This window comes from Ralstonia sp. 22111 (assembly GCF_052045895.1).
In the GTDB taxonomy this organism is placed as follows: domain Bacteria; phylum Pseudomonadota; class Gammaproteobacteria; order Burkholderiales; family Burkholderiaceae; genus Ralstonia; species Ralstonia wenshanensis.
On sequence record NZ_JBQEPR010000003.1, the window covers coordinates 138,832 to 159,757 of the forward strand.

The following is a 20,926-nucleotide window of genomic DNA, read 5'->3' on the forward strand; positions in this document are numbered from 1 at the left end:
TCGCCAATCTTGCGAGGAGCGTTTCCATGTTGTCCACTCAGCAATCCCCTGCGGTTCACCCGCCCGCATTGCCTGTCAGCAATGTGATTCTTGATGCCTTCGACGCCCGCTTCGACCCGGCCGACATGCCTGCGCGCATGGCCGCCGCCCTCGATGCCGTGCGCCTCGGCGTGCCCGTTGTCGTGCTCGACGATGCCGACCGCGAGAACGAGGCCGACCTCATCGTCGCTGCCGACAAGCTCACGCAGGCCAGCATGGCCATGCTGATTCGCGAGTGCAGTGGCATCGTCTGCCTGTGCCTGACGGCTGAGAAGAGCGCATCGCTCGGCTTGCGCCCGATGGTGGAAGACAACCGCAGCCAATACGGCACGGCGTTCACGGTGTCGATCGAGGCACGCACAGGCGTGAGCACCGGCGTGTCTGCCGCAGACCGCATCACGACCATCCGCGCGGCCATCGCGGCAGATGCCGATACGCAATCGGTCGTCAGCCCGGGGCACGTGTTTCCGCTGGTGGCAAGGGAGGGCGGGGTGCTGGCGCGGCGTGGCCATACCGAAGGCTCGGTCGACCTGGCACGCTTGGCAGGCTTGCCGCCGGCCGCCGTGCTGTGCGAATTGATGCTGCGCGACGGCACCATGGCGCGCCGTGACGACGCGGTGCGCTTCGCCGATCAGCACAACCTGCCGGTGCTGACCATTGAAGACATCGTTCAATATCGGGAGCAGATGGAGCGCGCGGTCAGCTTCGTCTAAAGCCAAAGCCGGCCGCGCGAGAGAGGTGACGTTGATTACCGCTTGAGCGCGGCCGCTTCCTTGGCGAGCGCCGTGATGCCTGCCCAGTCGCCGGCAGCGACCTTGTCCTTGGGCACCATCCACGAGCCGCCGACACACACCACGTTGGGCAGGGCGAGGTACTCGGGCGCGCTTTGCGGTGTGATGCCGCCGGTCGGGCAGAAACGCACATCGCCAAACGGCCCGTAAATCGACTTGAGCATCGGGATGCCGCCAGCCGCTTCGGCCGGGAAGAACTTCAGCGTGGTCAGGCCGAACTCCAGCGCAGTGATCAGTTCTGAGGGCGTGATGATGCCCGGTAGCCAGTCCAGTCCCGACTCTGCCTGCGCCAGCGCGAGTGCCGTCGTGATGCCGGGCGACACGGCAAACACGGCTCCGGCATCGCGCGCCTGCACAAAGTGCTCCGGCCGCGTGAGCGTGCCGGCGCCGACGATGGCATCGCTGCCCAGGTCCTTCACCACCGCACGGACCACATCCAGCGCCACCGGCGTGCGCATCGTGATCTCGAACGTGCGGATACCGCCCTCGTACAGCGCGCGGCACACCTTGACGCCTTCATCGACAGATTGGAACTGCAGCACCGGGATGACGGGGCCGGCCTTGACGACGGAATCGATACCCACAACGTTCTCCTAGATCAACTTCAACGGAACAAGCTTAAACGACGGTCGCCAGCGCAAGCGTGAGCAGCAGCGCGACGATCGAGATGATGGTTTCCAGTACCGTCCACGTCTTGAAAGTCTGCGGCACGGTCAGGTTGAAATATTCCTTCACCAGCCAGAAGCCGCCGTCGTTCACGTGCGATAGGATCAGCGACCCGGCGCCGGTGGCCAGCACCATCAGCTCCGGCTTGACGGCGGCGCCCGAGGCTGCGGCGATCGGGGCGACGATGCCACAGGCGGTCGTCATGGCAACGGTGGCCGAACCCGTGGCAATACGGATGAGCACAGCCACCACCCAACCGAGCAGCAACGGCGACAGATGGGCATCGGTGGCGACAGCCACGATGGCCTTCGACACGCCCGAGTCACGCAGGATCTGACCGAAGCCGCCGCCTGCGCCCACCACCAGCGTGATCGTGGCGATCGGTGCCAGACACTCGTTGGTGAACTTGAGGATGGTCTCGCGATTGAAGCCCCGTGCCTTGCCGAACGTGTAGAAGCTCACGATAGCGGCAATCAGCAGGGCCATCACGGAGTTGCCGGCCAGCTTGAGGATGTCGTTCGCCAGCGTCTTGGGCGCGGCGATCAGGTCGGCCCAACTGCCGATCAGCATCAGCACCACCGGCAGCAGGATCGTGAACAGCGTCACGCCAAAGCCCGGCAGTTCGCGCTTCTGGTCGGATTCAACAAATTGTGCGGCCAGCGGGTTGTTCTCGTCCGGCTTGACGTAGCGCGAGACCAGCATCGCCCAAAGCGGACCGGCCAGGATGGCGGTCGGCAGACCGACGATCAGCGCATACATGATGGTCTTGCCGATGTCCGCCTGATAAGCCGTCACCGCCAGCAGCGCGGCCGGGTGCGGGGGGATCAGACCGTGCACCACCGACAGGCCGGCCACCATCGGCAGGCCGACCATCAGGATCGGCGTGCCCGTGCGCTTGGCCACGTTGAAGGCAATCGGGATCAGCAGCACGAAACCGACTTCAAAGAACACCGGCAGGCCGATGATGAACGCGACGACCATCATGGCCCAGTGCGCGTTCTTCTCGCCAAAGGCACTGATGAGCGTTTTGGCGATGCGCTCGGCGCCACCGGATTCCGCCATCATCTTGCCGAGCATCGTTCCGAGGCCCACCACCAGCGCAATGTGGCCGAGCGTGCCGCCCACGCCGGTTTCGAACGCCTTGACGATATTGCCCATCGGCATGCCGACCACCACGCCCAGCGCGAGCGAGACGACGATCAGCGTGACGAACGGGTTCAGTTTCTGAACAGCAATCAGGTAGATCAGCGCCACCACCGCCAGCGCGGCGGTCAGCAATAGCGAGTTGCCTTGCATCGGGACCATCTGGTTTCCTCCTCGGGAATATTCACGGCTCTTGTTTTGATGGGGGCCCCGTCGTGCAGGGCGCCCCTTTCTGGACTACGGATTACGGCTTCTTGTACGCCACGCAATCGACTTCGACCTTGCAGTCGATGACCATGCTCGACACCACGCACGCCCGCGCGGGCGGGTTGGCGCCGAAGTACTCCTTGAATACCTTGTTGAACGACTGGAAATCACGCGGATCATCCAGCCACACGCCGCAGCGCACGACGTGCTCGGGGCCGTAGCCCGCTTCAGCCAGGATGGCCAGCACGTTCTTGATGGTCTGGTGCGATTGCTCGACGATGCCGTTGCCGACAACCTCGCCGTTCACCATGGGCGTCTGGCCCGAGACAAACAGCCAGCCGTCTGCGCCGGCCGCGCGGGCAAAGGGCAGGTGCTGGCCACCGGTGCCGGTGCCGCCTTCAACGCCAATTCGGGTAATCGTCATCGCTACGTTCCTTCTTTCAAAACTCTCAAACAAACTCGGATTTCAGTGGACTTCCGGGGCTGCAACTGCCTGCGCACGCGGCCCGCGCCTAAGGAAGCGCCCGGCACGATGCGGCTGCACGGCGCCATCCTGATACGACAGATGGCCGTTGACCCACACTGCCGCAATACCCGCCGCGGGTTGCTGCGGATCGGTAAAGGTGGCGACATCGCGTACCGTTTCGGGGTCGAACAAAACGAGATCGGCCCAGTAGCCCTCGCGCACCAGGCCGCGTTCAGTCAGGCCGAAGCGCTCGGCCGACTGGCCTGTCATCTTGCGGATGGCTGCCGAAAGCGAGAGCAGCTTGCGCTCGCGGCTGTAGTAGCCGAGCACGCGCGGGAAGGCGCCCCACAGGCGGGGATGTGGCTTCGGATCGTTCGGCAGGCCGTCTGAGCCAATCACCGTGGCGGGGTGCGTGATGATGCGGTCCAGATCCTGCGCCGACATGTTGTGGTACACGGCGCCGGCCGGCTGCAGGCGGCGCGCGGCGTCCATCAGGTCGGTGCCCCACGCGGCGGCAATCTCCTTGAGCGTCTGTCCGGCCATGCCCGGCTCCGGCTCCGACCACGTGATGAAGATGTCGAATTCATCCGTCACCTGCTTCAAGTCCAGCGTGGACGAGCTTGCGGTGTACGGATAGCAGTCGCACCCCACGGGCTGATAGCGCTGCGCCCCTTCGATGGATTCCAGCACCTCGCCCGCGCGTCCCCAGTTGGCCGCGCCCGCGCACTTCAGGTGCGAGATCACGATCGGCACGCGCGCATGTTTGCCGACACGGTACGCCTCGTCCATCGCGTCGAGAATCGCGGCAAATTCGGTACGCAGATGCGTTGTGTAGATGGCGCCGGCCTCGGCCAGCGGCTCGGCCAGGCCCATCACTTCTTCGGTAGTGGAAGCAAAGGCGTTGGCGTAGGCCAGGCCGGTCGACAGGCCCAGTGCGCCGTGATCGAGTGCCTCGCGCAACTGTGCGCGCATGCCTTCGACTTCATCGGCAGTGGCAGGGCGGTCGAGGCGGTCCAGGTGATTGTTGCGCAGCGCAGTGTGGCCGATCAGCGCGGCCACGTTCACGGCCGGGTGTGCGCGCTCCACGGCTTCCACGTACGACGCAAAGGTCGGGTACGCAAATGCGCTGGCGGGCCCCAGCAGGTTCATCGGGTCGGGCGGTTCACCCTTGAGCGTGGCCGGCGACGCGCTGATGCCACAGTTGCCCACGATGACGGTCGTAATGCCCTGCGACACCTTGCACAGCATGTCGGGCGTGCGGATCACGTTGGTGTCGTCGTGCGTATGCACGTCGATGAAGCCGGGGGCAAGGACGCGGCCCTCGCCGGCGATTTCCGCATCCCCCAGCCAGGCGGTGGAGTCCGATGTGGCGATGGCGGCGATGCGGCCGTCGGTGATGGCCACGTCGAACAGCGTGGCCTCGGGTTCGTGGCCGCTGCCGTCCACAATGCGGACCTGACGGATGACGGTGTCGTACTGCTGCATGTGCTGCTCCTGCTCAATCTCCGAGCGGCTGGCGATTGCCGCCGCCGCGATGCGCATCGAGCACGTACTTGATGCGCCGTAAGAGCTCCTTGCTGCGATCGGCCTGCTGCAATGCGACCTCGGTGGCCAGCAGGTCGATCATCATCATCATGGCGTAGCGCGATGACGACGGCTTGAAGATGAAATCGGTTTCCATGGCCTGGATCGGCAGCAAGACATCGGCCAGCGCAGCCAGCGGTGAGCCGATGGCCGTGATGGCGACGATCCGGGCGCCGTACTCGCGCGCGATGGTCACGCTGTCGATCACCTCCGGCACGTGGCCGGTCACGGAGAACACAACCACCACATCGTCCGGGCTGAGCGTGGCCGCAACCATCCTCTGCAGCATCGAATCATGATAGGTGGTGACCGGCCGTCCCAAGCGGGCGAGGCGGTAGCGCATTTCGTCAGCCATGGTGGTCGAGCCGCCACCCATGCCGAATACGGCAATCATGCGCGCCGCCACCAACGCCACTGCCGCGGCGCGAAACGCCTCGGGCTGCACCAGCGCGCGGTTGGCCTCCAGCACATTGCTGATGTCGGCCAGGATGCCGTCGGCGCTCGAAGGTGGGCGGTCCGCGCCGCCATCCAGAAAGCGCTGGCCGACTGCGGCCGCCTGCGCTAGCTTGAGCTTGAGTTCACGCACGTCGCGGCAACCCATCGCTTTGGCAAAACGGGTGACGCTAGCCTCACTCACGCCGGCGCGCTCGGCGAGCGTCTGGATGCTGCCGGCGGCGGCTTCTGCAATGTCGCTCAGGACGGTCTGCGCGACCTTCTGCTCGGCGGGGCGCAGTTCAGCGGCACGCTGGGAGAGTCGGGTCACGATGTCCATCGGTTCACGCATGGGGTCGGGCTTAGGGTCGCGCATTCTGGCCCCCGGTAGTCGTCCGGATAGCGGCTTGAAGAGTGCTTTGGTACTTTGTAACAGGCTGGCCCGGAGAATAATTTCGCCGCTATCATTGTGTCAACCCGATGTTTACCCCCAAAGGAACGCGAGCCGATTCCCATGAGTGATACAAAGTACCAAGGAGACGCCCAGGCCTTCGTCAACCCGCTCGACAAGGGTTTGGGTGCGTTGGAGGCCGCATGCGCGCCGGAGCAGATTGCTGCCCAGCGCTGGAATGTATTGAACGAAGACCTGAACCTGCCTGCGGCAGTGCTTTCGCAATCGCGCGTGGAGCACAACCTGGCCTGGATGCAGCGCTTCGTGAGCGAATACGGTGCCAAGCTCGCCCCGCATGGCAAGACGACGATGGCCCCGCGCCTGTTCCAGCGTCAGTTGGCAGGCGGTGCATGGGGCATCACGCTCGCAACGGCGCACCAGACACGCATTGCGTATGCCCACGGCGTGCGTCGCGTGTTGATGGCCAACCAGTTGGTCGGTAAGCGCAACATGGCCATCCTGGCCGAGCTGCTGGCTGATCCGCCGTTCGAGTTCTTCTGTCTGGTGGATGCGGCGGACCAGGTCGATCAGCTTGCCGCCTTCTTCGGCAAGGCGGGGCGCCCGATTCAGGTGCTGATCGAACTGGGCGTGCAGGGCGGCCGCACCGGCGTGCGCGACGACGCGCAACTTCAAACGGTGCTCGATGCGCTCACGCGTGCCAATGGCGCCGTCAAGCTCGCGGGCGTGGAAGTCTATGAAGGCGTGATCAAGGAGGAGGCGGATATCCGCGCGTTCCTGCAGCGCGCGGTAAAGGTGATGGGTGACCTTGCAAAGGACGAGCGTCTGCAACGCACGCCTGCCGTGCTGACCGGCGCGGGATCGGCCTGGTACGACGTCGTGGCCGAAGAGTTCGCCAAGGCCAATATCGGCCAGCCGCTGGATGTCGTGCTGCGCCCGGGTTGCTATCTGACGCACGACGTGGGCATCTACCGTGCGGCGCAGGCTCGTATCGACGCCAACAACCCCATCGCGCACAAGATGCGTTCGAGCCTGCTACCGGCGCTCCAGCTTTGGGCCTATGTGCAATCCGTGCCCGAGGCTGAGCGCGCCATCATTGCCATGGGCAAGCGTGATGCCGCATTCGACGCGGGCCTGCCGCTGCCGGTGCTGCATTTCCGCCCGGGCGACAAGGCGCCGTCAGCCACACCCGCGCATTGGGAAGTCACCGGCATGATGGATCAGCACGCCTACCTGAAGATCGCCCCGGGTGACGACATCAAGGTGGGCGACATGATCGCCTTCGATATCTCGCACCCGTGCCTCACGTTCGACAAGTGGCGCCAGATTTCTGTCGTTGACGACGCCTACAACGTGGTCGACGTTGTGCAGACCTACTTCTGAGCGGGGCGCCCATGGCAGACATCCTCGCCTATGGCGAAGCGCTGATCGAGTTCAACCAGGCGGATCCCGGCAGCACGTCGTGGAATTTCGGCTTCGGTGGCGACACGTCGAACTTCTGCATTGCTGCGGCACGGCAGGGCGCACGCACGGGCTACATCAGCGCGGTGGGTGCTGATCGATTCGGCCAGGCGTTGCGCGCGCTATGGCAGGACGAAGGCGTGGACCATACCTACGTGCACACTGATGCGCAGGCGCCCACAGGCCTGTACTTCGTTTCGCACGATGCGCGAGGTCACCATTTCGACTACCTGCGTGCAGGCTCTGCGGCGAGCCGTTTCCAGACGGCGCAACTGCCGCTGCAGGCCATTGCGGCGGCCAAGGCGTTTCACCTGTCGGGGATCAGCCTGGCGATCAGCGACACTGCGTGCGACGCGGGTTTGGCAGCGATGGCGCATGCGCGCGCGGCGGGTGTGCTCGTCTCGTTCGACACCAACCTGCGCTTGCGCCTGTGGCCGCTGGCGCGTGCCCGTGCCGTAATGCAGGAAGCGATGCGCACGTGCGATCTGTGCCTGCCGAGTTGGGATGACGTGACGGTGCTGCTCGATTGTCATGACCGTGACGGCATTGTCGATACGCTGCTCGGCTGGGGCGTGAAACTGGTGGCGCTCAAGATGGGCGCGGAAGGTTGCTACGTGGCCACGCCCGACGCGCGTACGCTGGTGCCGCGTCATACGGTCAATGCGATTGATGCGACCGGCGCGGGTGATTGCTTTGGCGGGTCGTTTGTGGCGCGGATTGTTGCCGGGGATTCGCCGGTAGAGGCGGCACGGTATGCCAATGTGGCGGCTGCGATTTCTACGACGGGGTATAGCGCTGTGGCGCCGATTCCTCGGGCGGAGGTTGTGCGGGCGGCGTTGGGGCTGCCAGCCTGAAGGGCGATTTCCTGAGTCTGTTACCGCACGCAAAACGCCACCGTACTGCGACGCGGTGGCGTTTTGCTTTCAGGCGAATTGCGTTGTCTGGCCTGGAGGAGTCAGCCACGGTCATCGATTGCGGACCAATGACAATTGACCTCCGATGTCGCTCTCAGGCGGGCGGCATATCGACGTGCCGCTCGGGGCGCGGACCGTATAACCGCATCGGAGTGGTTTGTGCGCTAGCCACTCACTTGCGTGCGCGGGTCTCCAGCGATCAGCACAGCGCCGCAGGCGGTCTTCATGCCGCCCAGCGCGACCTTCACGCCGTTGACTTCGTAGTTGTCGGCACCCTCGATGATCGGGAACGGACCGCCGCACTTGGGGCACATCACCATGTTGCCCATACCAGCCATCGGAAGGCCATACAGGTCGGTACCGGGGATGCCGTCCAGCACGACACCACCGTGGTCGGTGGGATCGCCTACGCGGATGAATTCAGCGCTCATGTGTCTTTCAGGATTTTTGTCGTCATTTTCGGATGCAACGCTTTGGTAGTGCCTAGTCAACCTCGGTTCTTCCTGTTGCGTCGTTGGATCAACCAACTGAATACGATTGCTGATCCAGACGTAGGCAAGAAGAAAACTGCATAAACAAGGGGCCATGCAGAGGAAAAACCCAAGAATTTTCCAGATTGAGCAACGTAGAAACAGATGGCAGGCACGGCCGCACCACAGAGTGGCCACATGACTGATGCGATGTAAGGGTTGGCAGAGTTGGGCGCAGCGGCGGAGATAACCCAGCCTACCAGTATCAGAATCGCCAGAAATAGCGTGGTGTACAAGAGATCCATCTTTCAACTAACGCAATCAATTGCAATGATGTAATGGGCGCTCACGCGTCGTACTCGCCCATCCATGTCCACACGACAAGCGCTTCGTCTTGCGGCAACCCCAACCCGAAGCGGACCATCGGTTCGCCTCGTTGACGGAAGACACTGCGGCCATTGGCAACCCACGCAGCCTCCGGATGATCTGGAGGCAGCGAGGCCCGCCACAAACCAGTCAGCGGAGTCGGTTCCCCCGAGCGCACTGTCACCGGGGCACCGGTTTGCGTGGGTGGCGCGTTGACGCGAAAGCGCACGCTGTCCAGGAGCCGGTTCCACAAGGCCAGCGCTTCTTCGTCCGTGAGTGAAGAGGATTGACCCAGCGTCCGGTTGGCCTTGACGCCAGTGTTGAGTTGAATGTCGACCGAGGCGGGGTTCAGTGCGCTGCCACTCTTGCCGATGGAGGCCCACAGGAATTCATGGGCGAACACGCCTTTTTCGATACCGTCGCGCCGCAACAGGACTTGCTCGCCTTTCCAGCCATTGACTTCACGCTTGCCCAATTGCAAACGCTTGACTCCGGCGGGGGTCGTCTTGCCCATCGCGTCGTAGTGGCGTTCGATCAGGCCAGGGTCGCCATCGGTGCTCGCGTCTTTGTTGGACAGAATCGAGAAGCTGACATCGGGAAAGCTCGGCAGGTCGATGCCTGCGCTGAAAATTTCCTGGAAACTGCCGGACGAATCGGCTACGAAGCCGTGGTCGATACAGATGCCGGGGGCCGTGGGACGGGAAGCGTTGTCGCGTGCACGGAGGCCGTGTACCAAGGGTGCGAGCTCCTTGCCGCCATAAAACCATTCGAACAGATGAGGGCCGTTGGCGACGAAGGTCCTCGCTTTTTCGACACCATACGTTTTCGCGTTCTTGCTTTCAAACGATCGAATTTCAATGCTGTTGCTATTAGGCTCCAGCTTGAAGTAAGTAATCTCGGCAGTCTTGTTCGCTGCAAGTATTCTTGCGCGATAGGCTTGCGCCATAGCCTCCAGTTGCTTGGCTTCCCCAACGTGGGTAATGATCTTCCCTGGAAACTCCTGGAAGCCCCAAAGCAGCTCCGCTTCTGCCGGCACCTCCATCACATAACGCCCAAAGCACATCTGCTTGGTCTTGGCGAACAGCTTTTGCAAGCGCGGCGGCATAGCAATGGATTCCGACATTTTTTTCTCCGCTAAGACTGTCGATGTATAGCCCGCCAGTAGCAGACTCAGGATGATTGAGAAACGACGACGGTTCATTTGTCCCACCAAGTGGCAGTGTTGGCAATCTTGATGATTGAATACAGGAGGCTGGCCAGCACCTTGTCATCGTTGTAACTGTTCTGATGGTCGTAGCCAGATTGCCGGAAGTGCGTGCCACCCACCGCCTCGGCGGAAGCTTTGGCCGGCACCGTCTGATCGCCGGACTCTTCTGCAGGCGCCAAGTTCAAGGTCAGCAATTTGTTGCCCTGTGTGCGCACCACGATGTTGCCCTTGGCGTCCTCACTCTCAAGGGTCCAGGTGAGAGGATCACCGTGAGACGCGAGATCGGACGTATCCGCCCGCCAGGTCACGCTCCCATAGGTTTTTTGCGAAGCGTCCGCGCCGTAGCTTGCGTAGGTTGTGGCGTGATATAGGCCCTTGATGTTCTTGTGGAAATCTTGGGCGTCAGCAATTCGGAGTTTCGCCACTGAATATGGGTCCGCACGTTCATACTTCTTGAGCGCAGGATTAACCCACTCCGGATTCAACAACCGCCACCACTCCTTCGGGTTTCGTCCATAGATGTCGTATACCGGCTCCCCAATGACTGCGGGTGCCGTCGGTTTTTTCACGCCCAGGGCCTGATGCAGGCGCATCTCTTCGTGATACGCCTTCAATGGTTCATCTGAGGTGGCCGGCAGCGCCATCGCGATCCGGTCATCGTGGGCGGCTTTCACCCGCAGCCAACCACGCGGATAGGAGGGGATCGGCAGCAACTCCAGCGGCCCAGGAGCATTGGCGAAGACTGCCGTCACTTCCTTGCCGGTCTTCCCCATGATCCTGCGCGCAACTTGCCCGGGCACGTCGAGTATCGATGCAGCATCGAACCCTGTGCGTACCCGCTTGTAGGCTGCTGCCGAGCCTAGCGCGGGCTGCACGCTGTGGTAGACACCGAGGATCTTGTCTTTGATGTTTCCATACTCGGGGTGCAGCAGTGCGCGCGTCACCAGCCCGCCCATTGAATGCGTGACGATGATGACCTTCTCGCATTGCCGTCCATTGGCCTTGTACATCTGAATGATGTCGGTAATGCGCTTGGCGATTTTCTTTGCGGACTCGCCATTGCTTTGCAGGTAGTTGTAGCCCATCGCATGGACCGGATACCAGCAGTTGGTTACGCGCAGAATGTCTGCGTCAGTTAGAGCGTCGCCCGCGCCGCCCCACTCGGAAGGATTGATGTCCAATACCCGGCCGCTGGAGCTAGCGCTGTCCCTACGCCAAGGAGGGCTCACCATTGCGATGCCACCAATGGATAGGTATGCCATGCCGTTCAGGTGCCCCTCCATCAACTTGATGACCTCGCCATACGACGAGCGAAACAGCACCTCGCTCCAGCCACGCCAGCGCGCTTTCTGCGCGGCGGTGGATTCGTGCTTGCCGCGTTTGGCTTTCCATTGTTCGGCGGCCGGTGGCAATGGCGCGCTCATCAGCAAGCCAATATCAGGCAGCCCGTTTGGTACATCCTGATGACGCGCGTCCGAGTCTCGGGTTCTCTCGCCCGTCAGGTCGAATTTGCCGGCGTCTTCCGTGATCTCGTAGCGGTCGACTTCGACCTCGTCCGGATCGAACATGAGCTGCCGCTGACTTGGCGTGAGGTACTGTGCTTGGTGTGTGTTACCGCCGAAGAGGCCAGTTGGGCCCAAATCATCCGGTCGCCACGCCTTGTTGTCCTTCTGATTGAGAAACGCTTGCCGCTGGCGGCTCATGCGCAGGTTGGTCCCCATGACGCCCGGCAGAAAGATGACGGGGATCACGTTGGTCGGGGGCACAGGCAGGCTGACGCGCACCTTGTCTATCGAAGGTGTGAGGGCAATGGTAGCGCCGGCATGCCCGCCGATTTCTTCCCCGATGGGTAGGGGGATGCGATCAGTTTCCATGCAGCAGGTCCAGAATTTGAATTTGGAGGTTTTCCGCACTTTGGCTTCGGTGCAGCTTGGTCAAGCCATCGGAGCCGGTCACGCCTTCGATCACGCTGCCGTCGGCATGCGTCATGCGGAATTTGCGGTTGGCAGCCGGGGAGCCATCGGGTAGGTGCAGATAGACTTCTTGGTCGAAATCGCTATGCGGCAGCGAAACAGCGCCGAGGCTCATGCCATCGGGGCCGGTGACGCTATATGAATCGGCATGAATTTGCTTCTTCCCGCTCATACCCTCAACGATTTGCTGAGGCGTTAAACGCAGGTAGGTTTGCCCGACCTTGAACAAGATGCCCTCGTCGGCTTCGAGCACGATTTCGCCAAGCGAGCGCAGATGAACCTTGCGTTTGGCCGTGCCCTTTATGTCGCCATCCTGCGCTTCGAGCACGATGTGATCGGTGGCGGCCACGAGCTTGATTCCAAGGCTGTGTGCGAAGAGTGCAATGCGCCGTGCAGCGCTGGCAAAGAACCCGCCATTGGTAACGAAGGATGCGTGCTTGCCCGTGGTGAAGGCCAGATGCTCGCCGCTGTGCAACTGAGTGGATTGGGCGGTGGTTGTGGCCAAGCCAGCGGGCGATGCCAGCACGAGGTGCGGCGCACTCAGTTCGCCATGCACCTCGCCTGATCCGCGGATTTCATCGTGCTGCGCCTTGAGAGCTTTGGCTACATCTTGTTGCTCGGCATCCTGTGCGTTGTGATGCTGTGCGACCTGGCCCGTCGTATCGTGGGCATGTTGGGCCTGATGCAGCCGGGCGGTTGCGTCGCCCATGTCCTTGTGGTGCGCTTTGGCATCGGGCCGGGCTTCGGTGCTAATCAACAGGCCATCGCCACCGCGCACAGCACCGTGCCCGTCTGTGCGCAATTCGAACCCTTCGCCTCGTTTCTCCCGGCGCCCGATACCGCGCAGGATGCGGGTGATAAAGCCCAGGCTGAGGCTGGAGTTCTGGTGATCGCTTTGCAGTTGCGTCTGAATTTGCCCCTGCGTGTCGTCTTGGACAAAGGCGTTGGTCCCGCTCCCGTGCAATTCCTTGCTGACGAAACCCGAGAGCGCGTGGTGCGCTGGCATGGGCCATTGCGGCATGTTGTTCCGGTTAGGAACACGGCCGGTGATGATGGGGCAGTCGGGGTCGCCATTGAGGAAGTCGACGATGACCTCCTGCCCGATGCGCGGTATCTGGATGGCGCCGAAGCGCTCACCCTGCCAGGGGGAAGACGCACGCACCCAGCAAGAGCTATTGGCGTTCTTCCGGCCGATGCGGTCCCAGTGGAACTGCAAGCGCACGCGGCCGTACTCGTCAGTCCATACCTCCTGGTTCTCTGGGCCTACCACAGTCGCGGTCTGTGGCCCCGTGGTGCGTGGTTTGGGTTGCGTGCGCTCGGGGCGGAAGAGTTCGTTGCTGGGCTGCGCGGTGAAGCTGACCTCGCACTGCCACGATTGACCACCCCCTGATGCTTCGGGCACGTCCTCAATCAGAAACTGTGTGCCGAGGATCAGGTACTCCCGATTGGCTTCGTCCTGCAAGAAATGCGTTAGCTTGAACGTGCAACCCGGCACCATGGCGCGAACGTTACCAGCCCCGCTGACTCGCCGTCCGTGCTGACGTAAGGCCTCCATTCGCAGACGGGCGATTTGATTGCCTTCGGCCCATGGGTCGTTGCCGGTGGCGGGCTGGCTGTGGTCACCGGGCCATTCGCGCACTTCGGCATCGGCGTGGGCGGTGTCGAGCGGATCGGAGGCGCGGACGGTCAGGTCCGCCGTTGGCTTGACGAAGTCGTAGTCGGTGCTGGCCCATTGGCCGGAGACGACGCGGTCGTGCAGCTCAAAGGTGTGCAGGTGTTCTTCGTCGATGCGATCAGAGGACGATTGCCAGCGGATCGTTTGATATGCGGGGCTGGCGAACGGAGCAAATGCGCCATTGCCATCGGTGAGGATCAGACGGTGCTTGCCGCCGCTGTGCTCGATGTGCCAGGAAATGCCCCACTCTTGTGTAAGGCGCTGGAAGAACTCGAAGTCGCTTTCGTTGTATTGAACCTGGTACTCGCGCCTGGGGTAGCGAGCGACATCCAGACGGCGTTCAACGGGGAAGATGTAGTCGGCGAGCAGGGCGTCGAGGATCTCGACAACGGTTTGCTGTTGGAAGATGCGGGTGTCGCGGTTGAGGGTGGCTAACCAGAGCCAGGGACGAATTGTGAGACGGTATTTGATCTGCCGGCCTTGGCCTACAGGAATGGGGCCAACGATGTCGCTGACCAGACCGGTGATCTCTCGCCTGCCGGCGCCGATGCCACCTCCAAGACCAAAGCCGTTGCCATCCAGCGCAATGGTGACAGTGAGTTCCTGTCCGCGTAGTGCGTTGGCGTCGAGATTCGCCCCCGGGCCGTACAGAACGTTGCGATCGTCGGGGGTTTTAAGTTCGACTTCGTACTCGAACAACTCGCCCAGGTGCTCTGTGCCGGAAAGTTTGGAAAACACCAGGGCTGGTTGGCCCATGACCTCCGGCAATCCAGCCCCGGAGACGGTAACGGTTCGGGTGGCAAACGGCAACTCTCGACGGCCCATGGCGGCAACGCTCCAGCTCGGGAAGCTGTTGAGCGTAGCCAGCGAGAGGTCCGTTTGCCCGCGAATTCACAAAAAAATCCAATCTGCCAGGGTGGTGAACCGTCTCCTTACTTCCCAGGCACCAGATGCACTCGCGACTCGGTTGCCGCCTCGACCGCCTTGCGCGAATACAGCAGCGGAAAATACTCGCCCTTGAGCCACAGCGGTGCCAGGTCGCGGTAGTGCGGGCTGTCGGGGTTGCCGGACTGGCCGGGCAGGTTGACGGCGCGCGAGTTGTCCCAGTTGCCGACGTCCACCACTGTGCGGAACGACGGGCCGTTGGTCTGCAGGAAATCGGTCGCGCGATATGTCGATTGGTTTGGCGTGTAGGGGCTGCCGCCTTCCGGCGTGGGGCCGACGTTGAGCTTGGCGCGCGTTGCCTCGTCGACGATGGCTGCGAACGGATGGGCGTTCAGGTTGTGGTGCAACTGGCCCCAGTTCCACGCTTGCGGGTTCGGGCCTTGGCGCTTGACCATATCGGTCCACGCATTCTTCAGGCTGTCGAGCAGCACGGCATCGCGCTTGGCTGCGGCTTGCTGCGGATCTTCGCCAAACTTGCGTTCGCTGCCCTGCGGATGTTCCAGCGTGTCGAGCATGACGGCGGTATCGGGCGCGGCCATCGCTTCGGCGCCGGCCTTGGAAAGCACGGCATTCTTGAACGCGCGGCCAAGATGATGCGTGAACCAGACTTCATGCAGCGCGGCCTGCGGAGAATCCGCCAGCATGGTCGCGTTCCAGCCCTTGAACAGGTTGAGCGCGGCCTGCGTGTCGGCGTAGTTGGACGATAGCGGCGCCAGCAGGGCCATCAGTCTGCGCGCCGGGATCGACACCATGTCGTTCTGCAGGCGCATCGAATCTTCGATCGACACCTTGTCCAGTTTGGCCAGCACTTCGTCAATGCGTGCGTGGCGCGAGCCGTTGGTCCACTCGAAGCCGAGTTTTCGCTCGCGATACGGATAATCCGCAGGCATGTTCATCTCGTTGGACGAGGTGAAGTAGCCCGACTTCGGGTTGTAGCTGCTGGGCAGTTGATCGCCGCGCCAGAAACCGGCCCATTCGTAGCGGCCGTCGCCGGGTACCGGCAGCAGGCCGTCCCAGTTCGGGCGGATCGGGGCGAGGCCGCCTGGCACCCAGCCGATGTTGCCCTTGGTGTCGGCATAGACCTGGTTTTCGGTGGGCGCGCCCCAGTTCATCATCGACTGCTTGAACTGCACGAAAGTGCGTGCGCGCATGTAGCCCACTGAGCCGAAATACGGCGACATGCCCGGCGACAGCCATGCCGAGCGCACCGCATACGCGCGGTGCTTCTCGGCATCGATGTAGATGACCGGGCCGTGCCGCGTAAAGGTCAGGTCGACGGGGCGGGCCTCACCGCCGCGCACCTTCACGGTTTCGTGCAGCACGGTGAAGGGCTCCCAGCCGCCGTTGTAGCGGTATTCGCTGTTGTTGGCCGGGTTCAACTCGTAGACGTAAAGGTCTTCCTGGTCGATGTTGAAGATGGTCAGGCCGAACGCAACGTGCCCGTTATGCCCGATCGACACGGCGGGCAGTGATGGCTCTCCGGCGCCGATGATGTCCAGCGTGGGTGTGCTGACGTGGGCGATGTAGCGCAGGCTCGGTGCCGAATACGCGCGGTGCGGGTCGTTGGCCATCACGGCGCGGCCGGTGGTGGATTTGCCAGGCGCGATCACCCAGTTGTTGCTGCCCTCCATGGTCTCTTCAAGGTTGGCAGCGGCGGCCACGCGCGTGCTGTTGACGTCTACACCCTTGAGCGATTCGGGCGTGAGTTTCACGCCTTGCGTGGCCAGCGTGAAGACCTTCAGCAAGTCCTTCGGCAGGCATGGGTCGAGGCCTTCGGGCAACTGGGTTTGCCAGGCAGGCTGCAGGCCGAAGCGGATGGTGTCGTCGGCAAGGTTGGCCTTGCAGGCCACGTTGGCGCGCGCGACTTCCGATTGCAGATTGCGCGTCAGCCCGTGGCTGCGGATGCGGACCACGTCTTCCGGCGCCCAGTGCGCGGGCGTGTAGTTCAGCTTGCGGAACTCGAACGGCATCTGCTCCGGATGCCTGGCCAGCCAGTCGACGTACGCGTTGATGCCGGCCACGAAGCGCGTGGCAATGCGCTGCGCATCGGGGCTGTAATGATTCCATTCGACCTGCATGTCACCGCGATAGAGGAACAGCCGCGTGGCGCGATCCTGTTCCACATACGCCGGGCCGAACACTTCCGAAAGCTGCCCCAGGCCCCGGCGGCGCCACAAGTCAATCTGGAACAGGCGGTCGCGCGCGGCGTTGAAGCCTTGCGCGAAGAACCCGTCGTCTTCGCTCTTGGCGAAGATATGTGGCACGCCCCAGCGGTCGATCAGGATGTCGGCGGGCTTTTGCAGGCCGGGTACGGCAATAGTCTGGGTGGCCGCCTTGGACGCGTCTTTGGCAACCGCCTGGGCGGAAATGCCGAGCGCAACGGCAGAAAACAGCATGGGAAGCGAACGGATAAGCATGGCGATGCAGTCTCCTCTCTGAGCCCGGAATGCCAGCGCAGCCCAAATGGGCACGGAGGATTCAGGCGTTCTTATGGATACGGCAGACAACCGCGAACGCGGCTGATGGGAAGGGCAAGCTGGCCGATCGAGCGAGCGGGTGCTGGCAACTGCTTGGGGAGAGATGCCCACCGATCGGCACAGACGGCTGAGTATGCGGATGCGCCGCCACTTGCGCCAATGACTTTTGTTCGATCAACCATTCCGTCAAGGCATGGTCGCCGATGTGTCACACCAGCGTCTCCGGCCCGGTCTTGCGATGCACATTGGCGGCGAGCACGTGGCCCAGCTCTCCCGGGAAGATCGGCTTGGTAATGACGGACTGGTAACCCGCTTCCTTCGCAGCCTTCAGGCGGATCGGGTCCGCAAACGCCGTTACGGCGATGGCGGGCAGTTCAGTCAGGCCGCGTTCGCGCACGGCCCGTACCAACTGCATGCCGTCCATGCCCGGCATGGCGAGATCGCTGACTAGCGCATCGAACGGGTAGGCGTTGGCGGCTGCCTGTTCCAGCGCATCGAGCGCGGCAGCCCCACTGGATACGGTAACAACCTCGGCGCCGTAGCGCTCCAGCATCAGCGCGATCACGCCGAGCGATTCGGGGTTGTCATCCACCGCCAGCACGCGGATCCCGTCCAGCGTCGGCATGCCCGTCCCTGCGACAAGGCCCGGCGTGCGGTTGGCCTGTTCGCCCGTCTGCGCGGCATGCAGCGGCAACGACACAGCCATGGTGGTACCACGGTCTGCACCGCTGCTGGCTGCGGTAATGCGGCCGTGGTGCAGTTCGACTAGTTGTTTGGCAATCGCCAGCCCGAGGCCGAGCCCGCCGTGGCGGCGCGTGCTCGACAGATCCGCCTGCTGGAAGCGGTCAAAGATATGCGGCAGGAAGGCCGGCTCGATGCCGATGCCGGTGTCGCGCACGGTGGCGACCACGCCTTCGGGCGCCGGATGTACCGAGAGCCGGATGTGCCCGCCCTCTGGCGTGAACTTGACGGCGTTGGCCAGGAGGTTCCAGAACACCTGCTTCAGGCGCCCGGCGTCGCCTTGCAGTATTGGCACCGGCAGGAATTCAGTCTCGATGGTGATGTTCTTCTGGCGCGCCATCGGTTCGATGGTCTCGCGCGCGCGCTCCAGCACGTCGGCCAGGTCCACAGGGCCGATCTCCAGCGGGACCTTGCCCGAGAGGATGGCCGACATGTCGAGCAGATCGTCGATCAGGTGGACCTGCGTACGGGCGCTGCGCTCGATGGCTTCAATGCCACGCTTGAACGTCGCTTCATCGTAGGCGCGCATGTTCAACAATTGCGCCCAGCCGAGCACCGCGTTGAGCGGCGTGCGCAGCTCGTGGCTGACGGTCGCCAGGAAATCGTCTTTCAGGCGGCTGGCGCGCTCGGCTTCTTCGCGGGCGCGGGATTCGGCCTCGAGCAACTGCGTGCGGCGGGCCTCGGCCTGGCGGCGCTCGCTGATGTCGATCACGGCGTTGGTCAGGCCGATGATCTCGCCCGTGTCGTCGCGCAGCGGCATGACCACCACGTCGTAGACCACCCGCTGCGTGTGGCGTCGCCGGAAGGCGAACTCCACGCGCGTCGGTGTGCCGGTTGCGATGACGCGCTGGCCCGCCTCGGTCAGGCGCGATGCGGCGCGGCGTCCGAACACTTCGCGCACCGTCCGCCCCAGCAGCTGTTCGGGCTGCAGGCCGAACACGGGGTTGTGCACCCACGTGAAGTGCATCGTGTTGTCGACGTCGTAGAGGGAAATGGGCGAAGCCTGCAGAGCGGCCAGCAAGCGTTGCTGCGACAGGCGTTGCTGGGTTTCGGCCCGCGCGCGCCGTTCGGCCCCGGCGCGGGCCCGGCGCAACTGCTCACACAAGGCGCAGATGAGCAGCGCACCCACCCCAAACACCGTCATCTGGATTGGCGTGAGCGGCACGGTGGCAGGCCAGCTTTGCAGCGCAGCCAATCCCATGAACAGCCCTGCATAGCAGACGATGGCCAGCATCCCCGGCCAGAAACCGCCGTACCACGCGGCAATCGTCACCACCGGAAAAGCAAGGTAGAAGGGCAGGTGGATGCCCATCGCCGATTCGAGCAGCACCCTGCCAATCGTGCCGACTGCGGCCGCACCGATCGCCACCAGCCACGCCGATGGACGAATGGCCGGCGCACCGTTGAACCCGCTGGTGCTGAAAGGCCCAGGATCCGGCAGCCGGGCAGCGCCGGCAGCGCGCGCGTCCGACGGGCGGGACGAAGAGGGCAGGATGGACGTCACAGTCGGGCGCAATACCGGGCGTGGAACAAGGCAGCCAAAGGTGACTCAGGATACGAATTGGCCACCGCCGATGCCATCGGGGTTTCGCTGACACGCTTGCAAGACACTGCCCCATTCTTGCTCAAGCCACCAGCGGCGCGGGCCTGCGGGTTTATCCCCCTGAAGAGGGGTGTCCGGTGTGCTCTGGATGCGGATCGCGCATGCGGTCGCGGTGCGTCAGGGCCGGAAACAGCCGCATCCAGGCTGCCACCACCAAGAGCGTGCCCAGGCCACCAATCACCACCGAGGCCACGGGCCCCAGCAGCCCGGCCAACATGCCCGATTCGAATTCGCCCAATTGGTTGGACGCGCCCACGAACACTGAATTGACCGCGCTCACGCGCCCGCGCATGGCATCGGGCGTGTCGAGTTGCACCAGCGACGTCCGGATCACCACGCTGATCATGTCCGACGCGCCCAGCAGCACCAGCGCCAACATCGACACCGGCAGCCAGCGCGACACCCCGAACACCAGCGTTGCCAGCCCAAACACCGCCACGGCGGCAAACATCACCCGGCCAACGTGCCGATCCAGCGGGCGGTGCGCCAGGAAGAGCGCCATGCCCAGCGCCCCCACCGCCGGCGCCGAGCGCAGCAGCCCCAGCCCCCATGCGCCTGTGCCCAGGATGTCGCGCGCGTAGATTGGCAGCAGCGCCGTCGCCCCGCCCAGCAGCACGGCAAACAGGTCGAGCGAGATGGCACCCAGCACCACCGGCCGCCGCTTGATGAAGGCGATGCCCGCAAACAGCGATTCGAGGCTCAACGGCGTGCTGATCGGCGCCGCGCGCTCCATCCGCACCCGCGCCAGCAGTACGTGCGCGAGCAAAAAGAGCCCGGCTGCCGTGGCATACACCACCGGCGCGCCGGCCACGTACAGAAAGCCACCCAGCGCAGGCCCCAGGATGACGCCGGTCTGCCCGGCCGAGCTGGACAGGGCCACCGCGCGCGGCAATGCCTGCAGTGGCACCAGCGTCGGCAATAACGCTTGCAGCGTCGGCGTCTCGAATGCACGCATTGCGCCAATCACCACCACGCACAGGAAGATCGGTTGCACGCCGGCGTGCCCATTGGCCGCCATGATGGCCAGCGAGAGAGCCACCAATGCCTCGATAGCCTGACAGGCGCGCACGACGTACCGCCGGTCGTATCGATCCGCAATATGGCCGGAGGCCAGCACCAACACCACCGACGGCAGGAACTGCGCCAGCCCGACCAGTCCCAGCACATAGGCGCTGCGCGTCAGGTCGTAGATCTGCCAGCCGACGGCCACCCCGAACATCTGATATGCGAACGTGGTGGATAGCCGAGCGAACCAGAACAGTCGGAAGGCGGGGTAGGAGAACGGCGCATCTGACGACGTTTGCGCGGATGCGGAAGAGGAGGCGGGAGAAAGACCGGCGTCGCCAGACACGTTGGA

At 63.4% G+C, this 20,926-nt stretch carries 15 protein-coding genes; 3 read left to right on the top strand and 12 right to left on the bottom strand.

What is annotated here, in order from left to right:
* Window positions 1–26 precede the first annotated feature (26 nt).
* The gene (ribB, locus tag ACTJK4_RS09700) at window positions 27–752 is read left to right on the top strand and encodes a 3,4-dihydroxy-2-butanone-4-phosphate synthase (protein ID WP_440077330.1); all 726 of its coding nucleotides are present in this window, start codon (window positions 27–29) and stop codon (window positions 750–752) included.
* 35 nt (window positions 753–787) lie between these two features.
* Here the strand turns inward: ribB and ACTJK4_RS09705 are convergent, their stop codons facing one another.
* The 5 genes from ACTJK4_RS09705 to ACTJK4_RS09725 all read right to left on the bottom strand — a co-directional run bounded on the left by ACTJK4_RS09705 (window position 788) and on the right by ACTJK4_RS09725 (window position 5,680).
* A complete protein-coding gene (locus tag ACTJK4_RS09705; protein WP_440077329.1) occupies window positions 788–1,414 on the bottom strand; it encodes a bifunctional 4-hydroxy-2-oxoglutarate aldolase/2-dehydro-3-deoxy-phosphogluconate aldolase in 627 nt (208 codons plus the stop codon).
* 34 nt (window positions 1,415–1,448) lie between these two features.
* Window positions 1,449–2,801, bottom strand: coding sequence for a GntT/GntP/DsdX family permease (locus ACTJK4_RS09710; protein ID WP_232039782.1), 1,353 nt, complete (start codon window positions 2,799–2,801; stop codon window positions 1,449–1,451).
* A gap of 82 nt (window positions 2,802–2,883) precedes the next feature.
* Window positions 2,884–3,270, bottom strand: a complete 387-nt coding sequence (locus ACTJK4_RS09715; RefSeq protein ID WP_009240594.1) for a RidA family protein — start codon at window positions 3,268–3,270, stop codon at window positions 2,884–2,886.
* Window positions 3,271–3,312: 42 nt separating this feature from the next.
* Window positions 3,313–4,797: a D-aminoacylase gene (locus tag ACTJK4_RS09720; RefSeq protein ID WP_440077328.1), complete on the bottom strand. Its 1,485-nt coding sequence runs from the start codon at window positions 4,795–4,797 to the stop codon at window positions 3,313–3,315.
* A gap of 13 nt (window positions 4,798–4,810) precedes the next feature.
* Window positions 4,811–5,680: a MurR/RpiR family transcriptional regulator gene (locus tag ACTJK4_RS09725; RefSeq protein ID WP_024542574.1), complete on the bottom strand. Its 870-nt coding sequence runs from the start codon at window positions 5,678–5,680 to the stop codon at window positions 4,811–4,813.
* 162 nt (window positions 5,681–5,842) lie between these two features.
* Here ACTJK4_RS09725 and ACTJK4_RS09730 point away from each other — a divergent pair, with 162 nt between their 5' ends.
* Together ACTJK4_RS09730 and ACTJK4_RS09735 are read left to right on the top strand one after the other, a co-directional pair.
* Entirely contained in the window at window positions 5,843–7,120 is a 1,278-nt protein-coding gene (locus ACTJK4_RS09730; protein ID WP_440077327.1) for an amino acid deaminase, read from the top strand.
* An 11-nt stretch (window positions 7,121–7,131) separates the two neighbouring features.
* Entirely contained in the window at window positions 7,132–8,052 is a 921-nt protein-coding gene (locus ACTJK4_RS09735; protein ID WP_440077326.1) for a sugar kinase, read from the top strand.
* A 224-nt stretch (window positions 8,053–8,276) separates the two neighbouring features.
* On the opposite strand, the gene ACTJK4_RS09740 is transcribed toward ACTJK4_RS09735, so the two are convergent.
* The 7 genes from ACTJK4_RS09740 to ACTJK4_RS09770 form a co-directional block, all read right to left on the bottom strand.
* Window positions 8,277–8,543: a PAAR domain-containing protein gene (locus tag ACTJK4_RS09740; RefSeq protein ID WP_322018419.1), complete on the bottom strand. Its 267-nt coding sequence runs from the start codon at window positions 8,541–8,543 to the stop codon at window positions 8,277–8,279.
* Between the two features lie 385 nt (window positions 8,544–8,928).
* Window positions 8,929–10,149, bottom strand: coding sequence for a T6SS immunity protein Tli4 family protein (locus ACTJK4_RS09745; RefSeq protein ID WP_440077325.1), 1,221 nt, complete (start codon window positions 10,147–10,149; stop codon window positions 8,929–8,931).
* A complete protein-coding gene (locus tag ACTJK4_RS09750; RefSeq protein WP_440077324.1) occupies window positions 10,146–12,029 on the bottom strand; it encodes a lipase family alpha/beta hydrolase in 1,884 nt (627 codons plus the stop codon). Before ACTJK4_RS09750 ends, ACTJK4_RS09745 begins: the two co-directional genes overlap by 4 nt.
* Window positions 12,019–14,628 carry a type VI secretion system Vgr family protein gene (locus tag ACTJK4_RS09755; RefSeq protein WP_440817778.1) on the bottom strand — a complete coding sequence of 870 codons (2,610 nt, stop codon included), beginning with the start codon at window positions 14,626–14,628 and terminating at the stop codon, window positions 12,019–12,021. The genes ACTJK4_RS09750 and ACTJK4_RS09755 overlap by 11 nt, the downstream gene beginning before the upstream one ends.
* A 107-nt stretch (window positions 14,629–14,735) precedes the next feature.
* Window positions 14,736–17,165, bottom strand: a complete 2,430-nt coding sequence (locus ACTJK4_RS09760; protein ID WP_440817781.1) for a penicillin acylase family protein — start codon at window positions 17,163–17,165, stop codon at window positions 14,736–14,738.
* A gap of 268 nt (window positions 17,166–17,433) precedes the next feature.
* Complete coding sequence (locus tag ACTJK4_RS09765; protein WP_440817784.1) at window positions 17,434–19,482, bottom strand: ATP-binding protein; 2,049 nt, start codon at window positions 19,480–19,482, stop codon at window positions 17,434–17,436.
* 139 nt (window positions 19,483–19,621) lie between these two features.
* A complete protein-coding gene (locus tag ACTJK4_RS09770; protein ID WP_440817787.1) occupies window positions 19,622–20,920 on the bottom strand; it encodes an MFS transporter in 1,299 nt (432 codons plus the stop codon).
* Between the last annotated feature and the right edge of the window lie 6 nt (window positions 20,921–20,926).